We start from the raw sequence: 19685 nt of genomic DNA, 5'->3' as shown, positions 1-19685 counted from the left end.
GTGTGATGATTACCGCGTTCGCTTACTTGTTTAAGCCTAGTGCAATCTCAAGACCTTTGCCGTACGCTTCGTCCGCTTGGTATGCGTGTTGAACGTGGCGTTGTTGGATGAACTCTGGCACACCGTCCATTGCGCGAGCTGTGTTGTCGAACAGAGTTTGACGTTGCTCTTCGCTCATCAGACGGAATAGATCACCCGCTTGGCTGAAGTAGTCTTCGTCTACACGGTGATCGTAGTGATCAGCGTTGCCATTGATGCGTAGAGGTGGCTCAGAGTAATCTGGTTGCTCTGCCCATTCTTGTTTGTAGTTTGGCTCGTAACCTAGTGTTGAACCAAAGTTGCCATCAACGCGCATTGCGCCATCGCGGTGGTAGCTGTGAACAGGGCAACGAGGTGCGTTCACTGGGATTTGATGATGGTTCACACCTAGACGGTAACGCTGAGCATCGCCGTAAGCGAACAGACGACCTTGTAGCATCTTATCTGGAGAGAAGCCGATACCAGGTACTACTGCTGCTGGGTTGAACGCTGATTGCTCAACTTCTGCGTAGAAGTTTTCTGGGTTACGGTTCAGTTCAAACTCACCAACTGGGATCAGTGGGTAGTCTTTTTGAGACCATACACGTGTAAGGTCGAATGGGTTGAAGTTGACTTCATCCGCTTCTAGCTCAGGCATGATCTGTACGTACATCTTCCATTTAGGGAAGTCTTGACGCTCAATCGCTTCGTAAAGGTCACGGTGATGGCTTTCGCGGTCTTTACCTACGATTGCTTCTGCTTCTTGGTCAGTTAGGTTTTTGATGCCTTGCTGAGTTTTGAAGTGGAATTTCACCCAGTAACGCTCGTTTTCTGCGTTGATGAAGCTGAATGTGTGGCTACCAAAACCATGCATATGACGGTAAGAAGCTGGGATACCACGGTCACTCATTACGATAGTCACTTGGTGGAATGCTTCTGGTAGTGATGTCCAGAAATCCCAGTTGTTGGTAGAGCTACGCATGTTAGTGCGAGGGTCGCGTTTTACTGCGTGGTTTAGGTCTGGGAATTTTAGTGGGTCACGTAGGAAGAATACTGGTGTGTTGTTACCAACCAAGTCCCAGTTACCTTCTTCAGTGTAGAATTTTAGTGCGAAACCACGAATGTCGCGTTCTGCGTCTGCTGCACCGCGCTCACCAGCTACAGTAGTGAAGCGAGCGAATAGTTCTGTTTTTTTGCCGATGTCAGAGAAGATTTTAGCGCGAGTGTATTTTGTGATGTCGTGCGTTACTGTGAACGTACCGTAAGCACCAGAACCTTTTGCGTGCATACGACGCTCAGGGATCACTTCGCGGTCAAAGTGTGCCAATTTTTCAAGGAACCAAACGTCTTGTAATAGTTGAGGGCCACGAGGACCTGCAGTCATAACGTTTTGGTTATGTGCGACAGGGCAACCTGCTGCTGTAGTCAATTTCTTGCTCATTTGAATTTCCTTGCAATAGTGATAATAAATCTTGTCTTTTGGATGAATCCGAAAGTTATGCGAGGAGAATAACGCTGCAATTGAGAAGAAAAAAACTGTTATTAGCAATCAGTGTGATAGGTATCACCTATGCTTTAAGTGGTTGTTAATTAATGGCTTTATGTCAATTAACATTATTTGTCGTGTGGATTATAAATGGTATTCAGGTATGTTTAGTGTGAATGGTTTCTGCCTATTTCAAAGATTCCCGAAATAGACAGAAATTCTCAACGGTTTGAGAAGGTCTAAACTCGATTAACCGAACTTCACTTCAAGTTCTTCTGCTTTAGTAAACGCAGGATGAGTCGCGAGCTGTGCACCATAACGTTGGATGTTTGGGAAGCGCTCAATGACGCCAAACTTGTTTAGGACATCGACGACAAAAGACATCATGAAATCCGCGCCTGTTAGTCGCTCTTCTACAAAGTAGGTTTTCCCTTCTAAGCTTTGATCAACGTAGCCCATGACTTTCATGGTTTCCGCATCGGCGTAATCCGCAAGGAAATTGGTTTGTGCGCCATCTTTAGCAACAAACATCTTGAGCAGCAGGGGAACCATGGCTGAGCTCTCTGCAAAATGCAGCCATTGAATGTACTGCGTGTAAGCTTTACTGCCACGCACTGGTGCAAAACGTCCATCTGCATACTTTTCAATTAAGTATTCAGTGATAGCACCAGACTCTGTAACGATCTCGTCGCCATCTTCCAATACAGGTGACTTGCCGAGTGGGTGAATGCTCTTGAGCTCAGGTGGCGCAAGGAATGTGACGCTGTCACGAAGGTAAGGCACGATCTCATAATCCACCCCCAATTCTTCTAACAACCAAATGATGCGTTTCGAGCGAGACTGGTTTAAATGATGCAGTTTAATCATAGAAGAATCCTTTCTTATACAGGTTGATTGGTTTGAATAACAAGCTTGCCGAAGTTTTTGCCTTCCAGTAGACCGATGAATGCCTCTGGCGCATTTTCTAAACCTTCTACTAGATGTTCGCGATAGTGGATTTTGCCTTCTGCTAGCCATTGGCTTACATCTTTGACGAAGTTTGTGTAGCTTTGCTCGTAGTGGTCAAAAATGATGAAGCCTTGCATCTTGATGCGTTTAACCAGAATGTTACCCATCAGCATCGACATACGATCTGGACCTTCTGGTAACGCTGTCGCGTTGTATTGAGAAATCAAACCACAAAGTGGTACGCGAGCGCCGACATTAAGTAGAGGTAATACCGCGTCAAAGACTTTACCGCCTACGTTTTCAAAGTAGACATCGATACCTTTGTCGCATGTTGCTGCTAGCTGCTCTGCAAAGTCATCTGCGGTGTGATCAAGACATTCATCAAAGCCTAGGGTCTCTTTTGCGTACTGACACTTCTCTGCGCCGCCTGCGACACCGATTACACGACAACCTTTTAGCTTACCGATTTGACCAACCATAGAGCCCACCGCACCAGTTGCAGCTGCGACAACTAAGGTATCGCCAGCTTTAGGCTGACCAATTTCCAATAAACCCACATAAGCGGTAAAGCCAGGCATACCAAGCACACCTAGGGCATAAGACGGATGCGTCGGCTCGCTGCCTAATTTAAACAGACCTTCGCCGTTAGATAGCGCGTAATCTTGCCAGCCTGTGTAAGCTACCACCCACTCGCCAGTTTGGAAGCCTGAGTTCTTCGATTCCACCACCTGACAAACGGTTCCGCCAACCATCACATCGTTTAGCTCTACCGGATCAGCGTAGGATTTGCCTTCATTCATACGGCCGCGCATATATGGATCAAGAGACAGGTACACGCTACGTAAAAGCACTTCACCTTCACTCGGGGTAGGGATGGCAGCCTGTTCTAAACGGAAGTTCTCTGGGACTGGCGAACCTTTTGGACGGTTAGCCAATACGATCTGACGGTTGAGCGTTTGGGTCATAGTAAGTTCCTATATTAATTATTAGACCAGTCGTCTAGTTTTGATTCCTAAAAAATCCGCCGTACTTTTTGGGTAAAGATAAGGCGGATTAAGTTTGGTTCGTTATTTGCCTTTTAGCATACTTTGAGTGCTCTCAAAGCTACGCATTAAACCGGAACGATCCTGATACAGTTTGTTGAGTAAGCTTGCGCCAATCCATTGATGGTAAATCAAATGGGCGGTTTGTTCTGCTGACTCAACTTGGATAGAGCTGTCTTCAATGCCCGCTTGGACACAATCTTCGATGGCTTTCACCACTTGAGTGGCTCCCGAAGCCAGTTTTACGCGCATTGCTTCTGAAAGATCAGAGACTTCAGCACTCAACTTCACGACCAAGCATTTGTTGGCGTTACATTGGCCATTTTCAATCGCCATCCAGCGTTCGAAATAGCTCAAAAGGCGGTCGCAACCAGAGCCTTCACTTTCAGTAAAGTGGGCTGTGATCATCTTAAGGTAGCGAGAGAAGTAATCTTCAATCAATGCCTCACCAAATTGTTCTTTCGACTTAAAGTAATGGTAGAAAGAGCCTTTCGGCACATCCGCTGCCTTTAAAAGTTCTGAGAGCCCAACGCTCGTAAAACCTTTGGTCACTACCAATTGGTAGCCGACATCGAGAATGTGTTGGCGTGTATCGTTCGTTTTTGCGTTCATGAGCAATACTATAAAAGCGATTAGACCAGTCGTCTAGTAAATTGTGGTTCTTACTTGATCAGTTCGTATTCAATCACATACAGTTCATCGATATTCGGATAGATCTCGCGAATAAGCTCTTTCAGTTTTGGCAGTTCAATCGCTTCTTGTTCTGCGTGGAACTCATTGATGTCATCAAACTTCAGTGGTGCCACTGATAGGATTTTGATGTCACACACCTTACGGTCTGTTTCTAGGGTGAACACTTCCACTTCGGTGTTTGGCACGTAATGGCTCTCTGATTCATCACGAATCGTGATTGTCTTTTTACCCGCAGTGATAAGTGGAGTTAGGAATTCAAAGAAAGTGATTTTAGTTGGATGTGAAGACATAACCGATGCTCATATTAATGTAATAGGGCAAGAGTATATCTCGCCCTCTAAGAAAAATATCCAAAAAAGTGCTAACCGAGGAAACCTGTGCTGAGTTGCTATTTCGAGGAGCGTAGCCGGTAGTAGGTCTCAGTATGATTGCCACTTTTCGCTTTAACGTTATTGGTCTTTCCCTGTTCATTTTTGACAGGGTTGAAGGTTAAAATGATGCCGAAAGCTTTGTTCTCGAACTCGTTTTCCGTCATTGGAATGAAAGTAAATGAGGGTTGACCTACCATCTGAGCTTTTAATGCTCCATCATCAATGAACACCTCTACTACCTTTTTGCCATCCAAGGCTTTGTATGTTCCCGTGAAGGCCTTAAGTTGCCCTTCATTCATTGTCATGTTTGGGCGGTCATAATCTGGCAATTCAACCTTCTCATCAAAGTACAAACCGACAATATTTCTCACAATGTCGTCATAAGTTTCATGAAGTCCGTTGACTGAGATGACAATCGCAACATCTTGTTTGGGGAAGTACAGCATTGACGAGCGATAACCTTCCAAGAGACCATCGTGTCCATAGCGTTCAAGTTGCGAGTATTCAGGACTGTAAATACCAAAATACTCCTTCGACATCATTTTCACTGCTTCTTTCGGGAGCAACTCACCTTGGAACAGTGCCCGAATAAACCGAGAAACATCGAGTGTTGTTGACGTAATGCTCGCCGCTGCGCCTGTTACGGTTGGCGACCAGTGTGGTGTGATTGCCACCCATGCGTTGTTCCAGTAATAGAACGAAGTAATGTGAATATCGCACGCCTTGAGATCAAGACAATACTGAGTGTGCGTTAAGTTTAATGGTTGTGTGATTTGAGCGCGGAGTACCTCGTCAAAGCTATTTCCCGTCACTTTTTCAATGATATAGCCTAGCAAAAGGTAATTTGCGTTTGAGTATTCATATTGACTGCCTGGTGGAAAGTTAGAGGGTAGCGCTGCCAATCTCGCAATCATTTGTGCTTGCGTTTGAGGTTTTGTGTAGTAACTCAGAAAGTCGGGTTCATCAATAAAGTTCACCAACCCAGAGCGGTGTTGGAGCAAATCTTTGATAGTGATGTTCTTAGCGTTGCTAATCTCAGGAAAGAAGTCGTTCAGTTTGGTGTCTAAACTAAGCCTATTTGCTTCAATTAGCTGCATCACCATGGTAGCCGTCATGGTTTTGGAGATAGATGCCACTTTGTATGGGCTTGAGCTGTCTGCACGAACATAACCACGGCTGGCTAACAAACCAACTTTACGGTTTGAGTAACCAGTTTGTTTGTCCAACACCACGTTACCTTTATCCAAAATAGTGAAGCTGCCCATGGCTTTGCTGTATGTGAAGAGATCGTCGATATAACTGTTGATGACGGTGAGTTTGTCTTCTTGTGCTTGTACTTGTGTTAGGCACGAGAGCGTAGCAACTAAGGCAATAGCGGATTTGAATGCAATTCGGGAAAGTGTTCTTTTTAAAATCAAGGCGCTGTACAGAATGGAGAAAGGATAGAGAGAGTATAACGCCTGTGGAGGACAGGCGTGTAGTTTGTCGATTTAGAGTGGCGTGTACGCCGGAAAAATCACTGACTAGCAAAGAGTTTTATAAGTTTGGCACAGAAATAGCCCAAAATGATACCTATCCAGTTGGTGCTTAAGTCATCAAAACTGAATGAGCGAGTTTCGATAAATAGCTGACTAAACTCTTCAAGAGAAACGATACAAAGCAGAATAATCAGCAGACGAATGCCAAACATATCTGCTTTTGTTGCCTTCACCCATTTAGGGAAATTAAACACAGCAAGAAAACCAATCAATAGGCTAAAGGTGAAGTGTAACGTGCTCGAACCACCGACGTAGTTCTCCATGCTTTGATACATGTTATGGTCGATGTCTGAGCTCTTCCAAAGTGATAGAGACACGGTCAGTAGCAGTACGCCAATAAAGCTCACTCTTGCAATCGTATTTGTCATGTTTACCCCACAGGAAAGAAGCCTAGATAACGTTTCACAAAATACAGCGCGGCTAGATTTTGAATCGCTAATCCAATAGCGATGGCCCAAGCTGCCCCTAGAACGCCATAGAATTGAGATAGAGCGATCAGCAGCAAGATAGAAACAACGCCAGACACGATAGTAATGTATTTCATCGTTTTTTCGTGCCCGCTCATGAGTAATAGGAAACCAACCGAGCCTGTTGCCACGTTGATTAATTGCCCTAGAGATAGTGCGATAAGGAGTGGGGCCGCAGCGACAAACTCTTTGCCAAATAACTGCATCACAAACTCAGGGAACAAGACACAAACAATCACCGGAATGGTTGCGGCTGCGATATTCGCACGACACGCAAGGCGGCTGAGATTACGTAATCGATCCATCTTGCCCTCTTTGTAGAGTGAGGCAAACATAGGCGCGACAACGAAGTTGATGGTGATGAGGACAAAGCCAATGAGCAATGATGTTCTCTGCGCTGCGGCAAGTAAGCCAAGCTCAGAAGTTGAGATGAAGAAACCCGCAATGACTAAGCTTCCCCACTGGACCAAATTGGTGAAGATACTGCCAATCCAGACTTGTTTGGCTGAATAGGAGAGTTCGCTGTTTGCACTCGTTTTTCCATGCTGGTATTCGCCAGAACGAACCCATTGAAGCGTCGACTGTAACGCAACAATCGCTGCCGCAATTAAGAGTAACGTCATCAATGTATCTGTGGTGATCAACAATGATGGCCTTGCAGCAATAATCAATAGCACCATAAGAAAGCTGACGCCCAATTGCAGTGCGATAAGAGATGAAATCATTCTCTTGCTTGCTTGTAGTACTCGACTGTTGGTTTGACCGATCACGAGGAGAGGAATAGCCGCAAGCGCGAAGATAAGGGAGAAATTAGATACGTTAGTGGTGTTGAGTTGGCTTGGGAAGGTGATAAACGCCAAGTAAATAAGAGCACATGCAACAAAGCTGAACGAAAGGCTGCGCACTAAAGCAATCCGATAATTATTACTTTGCTCGCTCCTGTTTTGGCTTTTAAACGCAATGGCATTGAACTTAACCAGAGATATATTGAAGCCCAATTGAGCAATGATGGCGACTAAAGAAACAAGGTTAAACAGATAAAAGAACTGACCCGCAGTGTTGGCGTCAGAGTATCTTGATACTACTAGGGTGAGTAAGAATGCGAAGAAAGCGGCGAGGGCTTTGACTATCCCGGTCGCGGCACCGAGTGAGAAGAACTGCTTCTTTTCACTCGGTAAGTTTTGGAGCTTTTGACTAATGGATTGAAGCATAGAAAACCTTAGTTATAGATGCTGTTTAACGCCAAACGTTGCTTCTCTTCACTGAACGCTTCGTTGAGCCCAATCGTGTATGGATGAAAGTCAATTTCATGGTAATGGTTGATGCAATGAGTCAGCTGCTTCGCCATGTCATGAGGACTTTGTGCTAAGAACGGATAATTTAGGTCTTTCGTTGCGCCGATAGAGCGAATCACCATAGGTAAATGCATTTTTGCTGCCTCAAGGATGGTGAGTGGCATCCCTTCCCAAGCAGCGGTATGCAAATACAAATCTGAGTTTTTCAGTAAGCTCACGACTTCATTACGTGGAATCATCCCTGTTACTGTTATCCCATGACTACGCAACTGATCTTCGAGTTCTGTATCACCTCCGCCAATCCAAGTGATATTGAACTGGCGTGTTAGGTCGGATTGTTTGATATGACTTAACGTGTCGAGCAGGAATTGCGGATCTTTTTGGGGGGCGACTCGGCCAAGCACCACAAGTTTTAAGCTGGATAGCGTTTCGCTTTTTGGTCGTTCGTTACTCTCATAAGTGACGTAGTTATTGAGCAACTCTGCTCGTTTTGCACCAATGCTGACAGCCAAATCGCACTCACGCTGACTGCAACCTGCGACAACGTCAATCTTGTTCATTTGGACTTTTTCTAACGTCTTGTATACGTGGCGAGCAAAACCGGAGATATCTTCACGTTCAAATGCATAACAATGTGGTGTGTAGATTAAACGGGCATGGCCGATCTTTAAAAAGCGCCCTAAGAAGCCAGCTTTACTCGAATGCAAATGAACAATGTCTGGCTTTAATTCACTGATAAATGCGTTCGCATCTTTCATAAATTGTAATAAGCCACCTTCGACCCATTTCGTATGTTGGAAGACATGATTACTGGATTCGTTCGTCATGTCATTTGAGCGTGCACGGGCGAGCAATGAGTGCTCGAAAGGTTCAGAGCGTGACGAATGGACGTAGCTATAAAGTGCCGTTTGAACCCCGCCACCAAAGGCTTCGGTAATGTGTAATACTTTTTTCATGCTGACTTTGTCCCTGGTGTTTGCTTCCACTTATTTTTGAAAGCTTCACGCTCTTGTTCTGAGTAAACATGGCGATAAAGAGGGAGGTCATACATGTAAAAAAGCTTGGAAAAGTCGTAGTGTTCTTTGAAGTACTGGTGGATGTTGGAATACCACTTATTCTTTGCCTCATTACTGTTTTTAAGAATGAAGTCATCAAGTTGAAGAAACTCACCAATCTCTTGATCGAGTGAGCTCAGTTGCTCACATTTGATCAGGATAACGCTCGCTTGATCGTTGTTAAACGTATAGAAAGGTTGTGTGTTATCCAGTTCTTGGCGTAACACATCAATGTTGAAGTTGCGCTTAAGTTCGTTATCAAACCAGTTAGCGAAGTAATTCAGGTTGATGTAGTTATCGAAGCAATGCTCCAAGTGTTTGTAGGTCACATCCATATCGCGATGAATCGCGTCATTTTTCTTACCTTCAATGAACTGAAGATGTAAGTCTTGGAAAAATCGAGAGAAAACGGTCGCTATAGGATCACGAACGAGTGTGACGATTTTAATGTGTTCGCGTTTTTGCAAGATGCGTTTACGTTTGTTTAAGACTAAGCGATACATGGTGCGATTTTTAAAATCAAAGAACTTACTTACATCCTTTTTGTTGTGATACATGTGAAATTCTTCATGATCATCAAAGGTATGGATGTGGTAACTCGGTATTTTTCTTTCACCTAACGTGTGCTCAATAGACGAAGAGCCGACTTTGCCCATTTGATAAACCAATACGAAATTGTCGGCTTGAAGTTCTCGGTTTTTTTCAAATTGTCGAGAGATTGAATATTTCATTTATCCTATCCTTGATAACTATAAATTCGTTGTTCCGCGGCGTTTATTGATTGTTTGTTATTGGCGGAATCGGTAATTCAGATTGATGGTGATGATCAGTTTGTTTTTGCTGTTCTGCCTGAAGACTATGATGCCGTTTTTTGCTCATCATGACGGGTAGTAAAAGTATTAAAATGATGGTGGTGTTGACGGCAACGAAAAACACCATAATCAGCGCATAGATGGAAAGTAATAGGCTTTTTCTATTGTCTTTCAATGTGTTGAAGCAAAACTTCATAAATAAGAAATAACCACCAAACAACAAAGCGATACCAAGTAAGCCGTATTCGATTGAAGTGTCGAGAATGAAGTTGTGGGTGTAAATCGCGAGCTCATCGTAATTGAAGTAGTTGATCATATAGTTAGGTAGCATCTTTGCCCCAACGCCTAAAATAGGGTGCTGAAGTAAGATGTCTAAGCCATTTGCTAGCAGCAATTTACGGTGTAAATTGGAGACCCAACGAGCTTCACTTTGATTCGCAAACAGGATGTCTTCTTGGGTGATTTCAAGCTTGTCAGCGAACAGATCAAAGCCAAAATAAAGGGTGGTAGAGACGGTTGCCAATACAATTAAGGCGCTCGCGATTAACACTGTCCATGTATAAGTATCGCTAATAGTCTGGCGTATCAGCCGTTTAATAACCAATTGATCAACAAAGACTAATAAACAGAAACCGAGTAGTGCTTTTCTCTCTTGTGAGAGTAGAAGAAGTGCAAAAGCAAACAGCATTAAGAAAGGGAATGCTCTAATTCGGTCACGATACAAATAGAGTAAGGAACAGAGCACGCCGAAAGCATACTTACTTACGCCAAGTAGCTTAAAACCGCTGTGGTAACCTTGCGCGAAGTGCCATGCTGCCACCAGAGAGCAAATCAGTACAAGACAATAAGTGAGGTATACCATTACCCGCTCATCATCAAATACCCCATACGCGAATAACACACCTAATAAGCAGAGGATCGCTATCCATTGTACCGTCTCGGTAATCAACGGTAGTAGGGGGACACGGTTGAGCAGGCCATTGATAAATACATAGCTAGTAAACAGGAGTAAGAAGCCGATACAAGGGTGAAACAGCTTATGCGCCTTACCTTCAATCACCACAAGCGCTGCTAACCCTAATGACAACAAACTCGCAATATCAGACGGTGCTAATGCGACTCCACCTGCTCTAACTTTTACTGGAACAAAAAAAAGAGCCAGAGTTACCGCCGCCAGTAGCGCGATACGGTTACTTGCTAGCGCAAAGTTGTTGGTAAATGCCATAGTATCCATCTCGGAACTTGTCGATAGTGTAGAGCTTGGCGCGATTCACTGAATATTCGCTCGCTTGTTGGTAAAGCTCTGCGGTGTTACACAGCTGCGTGAGCTTCTCGGCTAGTTGGTCTGGTTGGCCGACTTTAAACAGGTAAGTATCACTACCCATGACTTCATCTAGCCCAGGCACATCAGAAGAGAGAACAGGTAGACCGGCTGCCATGGCTTCAACCGCTGCTAAACCGAAGCCTTCAACATGTGAAGACTGAACATATACGTCCATATCAGACAAGAAGGCGGGAATGTCCGAGACAACACCATGGAAGTGAACACGCTGAGTAATATTGAGCTCTTGGCTTAGAGATTCGAGTTCACTTCGCTTAACACCATCTCCCGCTAAGTGGAGATGATAGTGTGAGGGGAGTTGGGCAGTGGCGCGAATCAGCGTTTCATGATCTTTGTGCTCATGCAGACGACCCACCATTCCGATGTTGATCGTCGATTTGCCCATAAGTTGACTGCCTGATTTTACCGTAAGAGGAAAGCGAGCTAAATCCACACCGTTATGCACGACACGGTATTTATGTTCAAAATGCGGCATGAACTTAACCAGCTCTTCTTGTACTTTTTCACTGATGCTCACTGTAAGGTTATGGCCGCGATACAGAAGGAATTCCATAAACTTAAACAATGGATAGTCACGACGGCGATTATATGAGCAATGCTCAGTCTGAATTCGCTTTTTACCAACAGCGAGTAATGCGAGGTAGATTGATGGGTATAAATGCCCATGCACGAGATCTGGCCAGCGCAACAGCGTCCATTTCTCTTTGAGGGAGAGGGTTTGCCAGTTAAAGCACTCAATGTTCTTGGAAGTGAGTTGCTCTAAATAATCGTTGTCATCACAGAGAACGAGAACTTTGATCTCGTACTCAGGTGTGTGCTCCATAACCAAATCAACGAGAAACTTTTGAGCGCCGCCGTTCTTAGATAGATCATTGATAATATGAAGTATTTTAGTTTTCATGACTTGGCCGCTAGATACTTTTGTTTGAACTTTTCAATTTCAGGCGCGGTAAAGAAATGCCTAGTCAGCGTTGACGAAAGCATTTCTTCAACAAACTCGGATTTTGGCTGGTATGAGCTTTTAAACTCTTTAATCAATGGCGAATACCATTTGTTGTCGGCTTGGTTTTCGTGAACGACTGTGACGTCTTGTTGCAGGAATTCACTAATGGCTTGTTGTGATTGATCGAGCTTATCGATACGAATCACCATGAGTGAGAAGTTACGATTTTGATAGGTTTGATAACCAAGCTCTTGATCGAAAGGCTGAGCGAAAACATCGATGCCTGTCAGCGCTTTGATTTCATTATCAAACCACTGGAGCGGATATTGGTGGTTTACGTGTTCTTCAAACGCTTCATGAAGCAATTGAGGGCGTTCGGAACGCACTGCACTGTCGTCTTTCAGGTACTTATCCGCCATCCAAAACGGCAGTGATTGAAAGAACATAGAGATGTTTCGGCCCACTGGTTCTCTAACTAGGGAGATAATACGTACTTGTTGTTTACGCTTAAGCAAATTGACCATGATGGTTCGTTTCAAAATGCGTTTCACATGGTTAGTGATGGGTTTATGCAGTTGAGCTCGAACGGGTGAAATCTGTTTGCCAGCTTCAATCGACATCAAATCGTGCAGGTGAAGCGAATTTGGGATCGACTTTTCCAGTGCGCTAGAGCCCACTTTGCCCATTTGATAAATGAGTACAGGTTCTGCTTGGCTTTTGAGAAGCTGATACCACTGCATACTTTGATTAGTAGGCGTATTTTTGGACATAAAGCGCTTCTCCTTCCTTAGATTTTGCTTGAGTGATCAGAACGCCAAGTGATGGTATTGAATGTTGAATTTGTTTGGATAACGCTACGTTAACCAGTGATGCTTTGGTGGATTCAGATCGAATGACCGTAATCAGCCCGTTGGCTTTTTGGCCAAGGATTAACGCATCGCTCACCGAGAGCAGTGGCGGGGTGTCGATGATGATGCGGTCGTATTTACTCTTGAGGTATTCAAGAAGTTTTTCGAACCGTTCGGAAGCTAATAACTCTTGCGGGTTTGGCGGAATAATGCCTGCTGGCAATACATCCAAGTTCGCTTCGTCACTACGAACAATACACTCACTCAAAGGCGTATCCATGGTGAGGATATTAGTCAGCCCCGGGTTTGATTCAGGAAGATTGAATCGCTTAGCCAATGATGGTCTGCGTAAGTCGCAATCAATAAGTAGAACCTTCTCCATCGTTGAGAAAGAAACGGCCATATTGATGCTGGTGGATGTTTTTCCTTCTTCCGGTATAGCAGAGGTGAAGGGCAACACTTTTTGTTTCGTGTTGGTTAATCTCAGCAATAGTGAGGTTCGAACCGAGCGACAAGCTTCACTAAAGAGCTTTTCATCCTGATCTAAGTATGCCGAATAGGTCACTCCGCCTTGTTTTAAGCTGCGTTTTTTAACCTTTGGAATAGTGCCAAGACAAGTGACTCCAAGTTTGTCTTGTACATCCGATGAGGTACGAATCACTTCTCGCAATGTTTCCAAGATGATCACAAGCGCGCACGCGATAGCGAAGCCAAAGAGGGTCGCAATCAGGACTAACTTCATGCGTTGAGGCGCAATAGGGAAGAGCGGCACGATTGCAGGATCGGTAAATCGCGCCGTAACGTTTTTGTAATCGCTGGTTGCGTTCGTCTCTTTTTCGCGGTTTAAGAATGCTTCGTACAAGTCTTTGTTTGATTCCACTTCGCGCTTGAGTTGCTCGTAACGCGCTTTTTGTGAGCCCAACATTTGGAAGTCAGACTTCTTGCCGTCTAGTTCTGCTCGTAACAAATCTTCTTGTGACTTAGCAGCGAGTAAGTCTTGTTGTTTACTAAAGGAAATTTCGCGAATCAGTCGCTGCGTTCTTGCTTGAATCGAAGCTAATTGTGCTTTCGCTTGGATCATACGATCGTGTTTTGGACCGTATCGTTGAGAGAGTTCAGATACGTTTTTTACCGCTTGGGCTTCTGAAAGCTTTAAATCACGAATCTGTGCTTGGTTGGCAAATTCGTCGATCGACAATAGGCTATCTAAGTCTTGAGATGACTTACGTTTTAGCAATTCAATCAGAGTTTGGGCTTCGATACGTTTATTGACTGCGGCGTTCAATTTACGGTTGAGCTCTTCGAGTTCGTTAGCGTAAATATCATCAATGCCATTAATATCGATGAGTCCTTCCTGCATCAAGAAGTCTTGTAAAGCTTGTTCAGAAGCTCTTAACCGTTCTTCGAGCTTCTGTGAGTTATTGGTTAGCCAAGTCGCTGCATTTTGTGTCACAACGAGCTTTGCTTCGAAGTTAGCGTCGATATAAGCCTGACCAACGGCGTTTGCGATGGTTGTCGCTAATTGAGGGGCAGTCGAGCGGAAACGAATTCTCACCAACTGCGTATTGCGTACTGGCTCAATCTCAAGTTTTCTCTTGAAGGTTTGGAGTGCTTGATAATAAGGCTTACTGTGTTGCGAGGTTTCCTTTGGATTCGGTGTAACATGAAGTAAGTCCTGTACAAATGGGATGGCTTTTACTTCATCTATCTTCTGCTTCAAGCCGCTGGCACTGGTAAACTCCGGGTGCTTGGTCAAGTTTAACTGTGTGATCACTTTGTCAGCGATATGGTTTGATTTCAGGATCGCAATTTGAGTTTGGAAGTACTCTTTTTTGGTCGTATCTACACCGTAAACTTCCTCTATCGAAAGGGCGCTTTTTTGTTCGTCTTGGATAAGAAGGGTTGCCGTGGCTTGGTATACCGACTTCTTAGAATAGATATACCAAGTACAGGTCAAAGAAAAAATGATGGTGAAAGCGAGAATGCTCAGCCAGTTTTTTTTGAGTGTTCTAAAGTGATGCCCAAAACGAATCAACTCGACGTGATTCGAAGAAGGGTGAGTAGAATGAGTTCCGTTCATTGAATTGCCTGTCATTAGAAGAAGCTCTGATCGATAAATACAATGTCGCCAGGTTCTACAGAGCGCTGCATGCTGACGCTTTCCACGGTTTTACCCGTGTTGTGTTGGGTTAGGTTAATGCTTTTGCGAGAGGCTCTATCGGTCAAGCCACCGGCAAGGGCGATAGCTTTCTCAATGGTTAAACCGGGCTGATATTCAAATCCGCCAGGCTTTCTCACTTCGCCATTAACGTAGAAAAGTCGAAAACTATTGATGGTTACCATCACCTTTGGGTTAATCAGGTAGTCGCCTTTTAATCCCGTTTCTATTTCGTATTTAAGCTGTTTAGGGGTTTTGTTGATGGCCTTGATGCGTCCAAGGTATGGGTAATCAAAATAGCCGTCTGAAGTGATCAGGATGTTCTTTATAGAAAGATCTTCCTCACCGTAGACCTGAACCGAAATGGTGTCACCAGTGTCGAGTAAGTAATCTTGCTCATTGGCACTGGCAAAAGAAGGTGTGCTCAGAAGCACAAGTACCAAGCCAAATAACGTTGCTAGTAAGTTCATTCACATTCCTTGTTACAAAGAGAATCGAGCACTGAGAGACCAAACGTTTTGGTCAAAGCTGTAGCCTTGCCAGTTGGAGGTCTTATCTTGGTAGCGCCAATCTGCTTGAAGTAAAACCCATCGTTTGATTTGGTAATCGAGCCCGGCAGAGAGGGCATAGCGGTCTTCTTTACGAGTGACACCGGTGTAGTCATCCTCTTGATAAAGCGCACCTAAGCGTGTCGTGAGATAACTATTCCAATCGTGCTTGAGGTTTAACTGATAGCGAGTTTGTAAGTCGTAATCACCATCTTGATCTGGGCTCACTGCGGCTTGAGTGGTTTTGAGCGTAATCAACGAGTGCTCTTGAGGTAGCCACTCTAAACCGATGTCCCAACTGAAGCCGTTAAAGGTCTCGCGTTGATGGCTGTCAAAGTCTTTAATTTGATAACCTAAACGGGCGATACCTTTGGTTTTCCCTGTGACTTCCCACTGTGCGCCGGTGTAGTAGAAACCAGAGTAACTGTCTTTTGATGGCACTGAAGGATTGTCTGAAAGGTAATCGGTGCTCATTTGTTGAGTACCAACCAACCAATATGTTCTTGGTGTTGCTCGAAGATAAAATTCTAGATGCGCGTTTGGGGCGCGAAAGTCGTTGTATTTGGTCTTGGCGTCAGGTTTTCCCGGCAAGCCATCACGGTAGTTTTGGTAAGTTTTGTCTCGATAGCCAACACCCAATTCCAGCCTACCTTTTGAGCCTTCAGAGCCAAATACATAGTTTGTTCTCACGTCGTTGCGATGAAACTCAACGGGGTCGTTTAATAAGCTGCCTTGCCCTTCGGTAAAGTCCTCCCCTTTTTCTTCATGCTGTGCACGAAACTGATAGTCAACCACTAGACGATTGCGGTGGTTGAACTCGAAAAAGTTGGTAAATTGAAAGGTGTGGTCATCGTAATCATTCTGCTCATCGGAAGAGAAACCAGCACTCAGCTTGTACAGGATGTTTGCTCGATATTGATTACGTTCAATTTTAGACAGCAGGGCAGGCTCTACTCCCCAAATGTTGACCGATTCGATTTTCTCTCCACGATCGGCCTTGTTGATGTTGTCATCACCTTCGTAGAACACGCCTAAGGTCGGGATGAACTCAATCCCAGAATCCGTTTTATACGCCATTGGGTCAGCGTTCGCAGAAAGCGAAGCCAAAGCAATCGACACAAAACTCGCCGCTTTTGTCATGTTGATGAACTTAGTACGCATTGGAACCGGTAAACCCTTTGAAAATCGTAAGGAAGATGATCTTGATGTCCATCCAAACTGACCAGTGGTGGATGTAGTCCAAGTCGAACTCGACGCGTTTTTCCATCTTGTCGAGTGTGTCTGTTTCACCACGATAGCCATTGATTTGCGCCCAGCCAGTGATGCCCGGTTTTACTTTGTGGCGAAGCATGTATCGGTCTACTATCTGACGGTACTCTTCGTTGTGCGAAACCGCATGAGGACGTGGGCCTACGATGGACATTGTGCCTTGAAGAACGTTGATAAATTGCGGTAACTCATCCAGAGAAGTTCGGCGAAGAAACCCACCAAAAGGCGTGATACGCGGGTCATTCTTGGTGGCTTGTTTAACGTCGCTGCCTTGTTCCATGGTGGTCATTGAGCGAAATTTCCAGACCTCGATTTTTCTTCCATCTAAACCGTAGCGGAATTGTTTGAAGATAACCGGACCTTTAGAGGTCGCTTTTATGCCGATAGAAATGGCGAGCAAAATCGGAGAGATAAGTAGCAAGATGATGCTAGATAAGATGATGTCTTCTAATCTTTTTACCCATGATGAGATACCTGCAAATGGCGTATCAAATACACTCAAGGTTTGAACTTGGCCGATTTGATCCCAACGTGAATGCAGTAAGTTGTAAGTGAAGAAATCAGGGATGAGATAGGTATTAGCAGTGGTATCCGAAAACTGGTTCAGGAACGACGCAATACGCTCATTAGCGTGCATTGGCATCGCAATGTAAACATAATCGACTTCACCACGCTTTGCTCTTTCAAGTGCTAGCCCAACATTGCCTTTGATTGGGTACTCCGACTGAGGTAAACGGTCCTTGGATCGCTCGTCATAGAAACCATCGAATAGTACTCCATGCTCTGTATGGCTCTCTAGCTCATTAGCAAGGGTTAGCCCATGTGGCGTCTGGCCAATAATGATTGCAGTGCGCGTGTTATAGCCCATCTTTCTCATGTAAGCCAAAGCGGCGCGAAAGAGTGTACGCCAAGAAAGCAGAAGAACAGGAGTGATTAATAGCCAAGTCGCAAGAATATAGCGCTCAAACAAGGTATGAACGTGAGAAAAGTACAATACCATAAACAAGAATGTACAGGTCACAAGCCATGAGACACAAACGATGAAGACTTGGTCTTTGAATGAGCTGGTTCGCCAAGAGCGGTATAGCTTGCCACTTTCAGCAATGATGAAGAAAGTCACGCTGCTGACGAAAGACAGAATAACGTAATCCTTTTCAATCGACGTATTGGCGTCATTCAGAATTAAAAAAAGCATGAATGAGACGATGACTGCAAGGTCGGTGAGGCGGTAGAGAAATGCAAATTCCACCTCATGAGAACGAATAAGTCCTTTATGTTTCATATCCTAATTTCCTAAACGGTACGCTACCGTTCTTTAGCGGCCAAAATTGATGGTTTTAACTTAGTGTTTGAATAGACAGAAAGTATTCAGATGCCTAGCTTCCGACGTACAGACTTATGCTCTTATATTTTGAAGATAAGTTTAAAAAGTTGTGCTATTTAGGTAAGTGGAAATAAGAATGAAATTTTGAGGTTGGGTCGAGTTTAGAGGTTTAAGACAAAGTTAGTACTTAGCCAGTAGGAATGAGGAAAAGTATTATACGGAGAGTTTTACCATAAAAAATAAGGCTTAATAGATGTCTTATCGAAGGGGTTATTTATTTCCATTGAAATTAATGCTTTAGTTTCGGAAATAAAAAATCCCTCTCAGATGAGAGGGATTAGTAGCAAGCAAAGGTGAAAGAGTTCTTACTCGAAATCTACGCCGTTTTCTTTGTGTAGTCGGCGGCATGCACGGCCATCGCTGTGGAATAGATGACAACGATACGCAGGGATACCAATCTCAAGTTTGTCACCAGTTTCAACTGGTAGTGTGTCTGGTTGACGGTAGATAACGTCAGCGTCTGCGCCTTCCAGGTTTAGGTAAACCTGAGTTTCGTTACCTAGTTTTTCAACGATCATCACTTCACCGTGAATCGTCGCGTCAGCTTCAACCGCTTGAACTAAGTGCTCAGGGCGAATACCTAGTGACATACGGTCACCACGGTTAACTGTTGTGCCATCGACTGGAATCCAGAACGACACACCGTTAGAAAGTTGTACTTTTACGCGCTCTGCTTCGACTTCTTCAATGAATACGCTCATGAAGTTCATTTTTGGAGAACCGATGAAACCAGCTACGAAACGGTTTTGTGGGTAGTGGTAAAGCTCAAGAGGCTTACCAACTTGCGAAACGTAACCGCCGTCTAGAACAACGATTTTGTCTGCCATGGTCATTGCTTCAACCTGATCGTGCGTTACGTAGATCATGGTACAACCAAGTTGGCGCTGAAGTTTCGTGATTTGAGCACGCATGTTTACACGCAGTGCCGCGTCCAAGTTTGATAGTGGTTCATCAAGAAGGAATACGTCTGGCTGAGACACTAGCGTACGACCGATCGCAACACGTTGACGCTGACCGCCAGAAAGTGCTTTTGGTTGACGGTCCAGTAGGTGACCAAGCTGTAGGATTTCAGCAGCGTGTTCTACGCGCTTGTCCATTTCTGCTTTGTCTGCTTTTGCTAGTTTCAGACCAAATGACATGTTGTCATATAGGTTTAGGTGTGGGTAAAGAGCGTAAGACTGGAATACCATACCAACACCACGTTTGGATGGTTCTACGTCGTTCATGCGCTGGTCACCAATATACAAATCACCTGAAGTAATGTCTTCAAGACCGGCAATACAACGTAGCAGGGTAGATTTACCACAACCTGATGGACCTACGAAAACCACGAATTCACCTTCGTGGATTTCCAGATCTACGTTCTTAGAAATCAGTACGTCGCCATACGCTTTACAAACATTTTTTAACGTGACACTCGCCATGTAGCTCGTCCTCGATCAATTTTTATTATTCACCGCTCATCAT

Annotated in this window: 18 protein-coding genes; all 18 read right to left on the bottom strand. The window is 44.4% G+C overall.

Translation table 11 applies throughout. The annotated features are described in order from the left end of the window. Window positions 1–22: 22 nt before the first annotated feature. The 18 genes from KIT90_RS15480 to malK all read right to left on the bottom strand — a co-directional run bounded on the left by KIT90_RS15480 (window position 23) and on the right by malK (window position 19642). Window positions 23–1459 carry a catalase gene (locus KIT90_RS15480; RefSeq protein ID WP_009704876.1) on the bottom strand — a complete coding sequence of 479 codons (1437 nt, stop codon included), beginning with the start codon at window positions 1457–1459 and terminating at the stop codon, window positions 23–25. A gap of 294 nt (window positions 1460–1753) precedes the next feature. Then, window positions 1754–2371: a glutathione S-transferase family protein gene (locus KIT90_RS15475; RefSeq protein WP_039985273.1), complete on the bottom strand. Its 618-nt coding sequence runs from the start codon at window positions 2369–2371 to the stop codon at window positions 1754–1756. A gap of 14 nt (window positions 2372–2385) precedes the next feature. Further along, on the bottom strand, window positions 2386–3417 hold the full coding sequence (locus KIT90_RS15470) for an NADP-dependent oxidoreductase (RefSeq protein ID WP_285377382.1): 1032 nt from the start codon (window positions 3415–3417) through the stop codon (window positions 2386–2388). A gap of 102 nt (window positions 3418–3519) precedes the next feature. Continuing rightward, window positions 3520–4107, bottom strand: coding sequence for a TetR/AcrR family transcriptional regulator (locus tag KIT90_RS15465; RefSeq protein ID WP_039839911.1), 588 nt, complete (start codon window positions 4105–4107; stop codon window positions 3520–3522). A 50-nt stretch (window positions 4108–4157) separates the two neighbouring features. After that, entirely contained in the window at window positions 4158–4478 is a 321-nt protein-coding gene (yqfB, locus tag KIT90_RS15460) for a N(4)-acetylcytidine aminohydrolase (RefSeq protein ID WP_005432046.1), read from the bottom strand. 98 nt (window positions 4479–4576) lie between these two features. Then, window positions 4577–5977, bottom strand: coding sequence for a serine hydrolase (locus tag KIT90_RS15455; protein ID WP_285377380.1), 1401 nt, complete (start codon window positions 5975–5977; stop codon window positions 4577–4579). 98 nt (window positions 5978–6075) lie between these two features. Further along, on the bottom strand, window positions 6076–6465 hold the full coding sequence (locus KIT90_RS15450; RefSeq protein WP_033006403.1) for a VanZ family protein: 390 nt from the start codon (window positions 6463–6465) through the stop codon (window positions 6076–6078). A gap of 2 nt (window positions 6466–6467) precedes the next feature. Beyond that, window positions 6468–7775: a polysaccharide biosynthesis C-terminal domain-containing protein gene (locus tag KIT90_RS15445; RefSeq protein WP_285377378.1), complete on the bottom strand. Its 1308-nt coding sequence runs from the start codon at window positions 7773–7775 to the stop codon at window positions 6468–6470. An 8-nt stretch (window positions 7776–7783) separates the two neighbouring features. Then, on the bottom strand, window positions 7784–8815 hold the full coding sequence (locus tag KIT90_RS15440; RefSeq protein WP_285377377.1) for a glycosyltransferase: 1032 nt from the start codon (window positions 8813–8815) through the stop codon (window positions 7784–7786). After that, entirely contained in the window at window positions 8812–9645 is an 834-nt protein-coding gene (locus tag KIT90_RS15435) for a putative capsular polysaccharide synthesis family protein (protein ID WP_005441181.1), read from the bottom strand. The genes KIT90_RS15440 and KIT90_RS15435 overlap by 4 nt, the downstream gene beginning before the upstream one ends. Window positions 9646–9688: 43 nt before the next feature. Further along, on the bottom strand, window positions 9689–10951 hold the full coding sequence (locus KIT90_RS15430) for an O-antigen ligase (protein WP_285377375.1): 1263 nt from the start codon (window positions 10949–10951) through the stop codon (window positions 9689–9691). Next, the gene (locus KIT90_RS15425; RefSeq protein ID WP_285377373.1) at window positions 10917–11969 is read right to left on the bottom strand and encodes a glycosyltransferase; all 1053 of its coding nucleotides are present in this window, start codon (window positions 11967–11969) and stop codon (window positions 10917–10919) included. Before KIT90_RS15425 ends, KIT90_RS15430 begins: the two co-directional genes overlap by 35 nt. Then, window positions 11966–12781, bottom strand: a complete 816-nt coding sequence (locus tag KIT90_RS15420) for a putative capsular polysaccharide synthesis family protein (protein WP_009704865.1) — start codon at window positions 12779–12781, stop codon at window positions 11966–11968. Before KIT90_RS15420 ends, KIT90_RS15425 begins: the two co-directional genes overlap by 4 nt. Then, entirely contained in the window at window positions 12759–14954 is a 2196-nt protein-coding gene (locus KIT90_RS15415) for a polysaccharide biosynthesis tyrosine autokinase (RefSeq protein WP_285377371.1), read from the bottom strand. The genes KIT90_RS15420 and KIT90_RS15415 overlap by 23 nt, the downstream gene beginning before the upstream one ends. After that, window positions 14954–15487, bottom strand: a complete 534-nt coding sequence (locus KIT90_RS15410; RefSeq protein ID WP_005441171.1) for a polysaccharide biosynthesis/export family protein — start codon at window positions 15485–15487, stop codon at window positions 14954–14956. Before KIT90_RS15410 ends, KIT90_RS15415 begins: the two co-directional genes overlap by 1 nt. Before the next feature lie 12 nt (window positions 15488–15499). Beyond that, window positions 15500–16726 carry an outer membrane beta-barrel protein gene (locus KIT90_RS15405; RefSeq protein ID WP_285377369.1) on the bottom strand — a complete coding sequence of 409 codons (1227 nt, stop codon included), beginning with the start codon at window positions 16724–16726 and terminating at the stop codon, window positions 15500–15502. Continuing rightward, window positions 16716–18116: an undecaprenyl-phosphate glucose phosphotransferase gene (locus tag KIT90_RS15400; protein ID WP_009704862.1), complete on the bottom strand. Its 1401-nt coding sequence runs from the start codon at window positions 18114–18116 to the stop codon at window positions 16716–16718. Before KIT90_RS15400 ends, KIT90_RS15405 begins: the two co-directional genes overlap by 11 nt. Window positions 18117–18523: 407 nt before the next feature. Next, entirely contained in the window at window positions 18524–19642 is a 1119-nt protein-coding gene (malK, locus tag KIT90_RS15395; RefSeq protein WP_005441167.1) for a maltose/maltodextrin ABC transporter ATP-binding protein MalK, read from the bottom strand. Window positions 19643–19685: the final 43 nt, after the last annotated feature.

Source organism: Vibrio sp. B172a (genome assembly GCF_030248355.1).
Taxonomy (GTDB): Bacteria; Pseudomonadota; Gammaproteobacteria; order Enterobacterales; family Vibrionaceae; genus Vibrio; species Vibrio owensii.
This window is presented reverse-complemented; position numbering and strand designations above follow the sequence as displayed.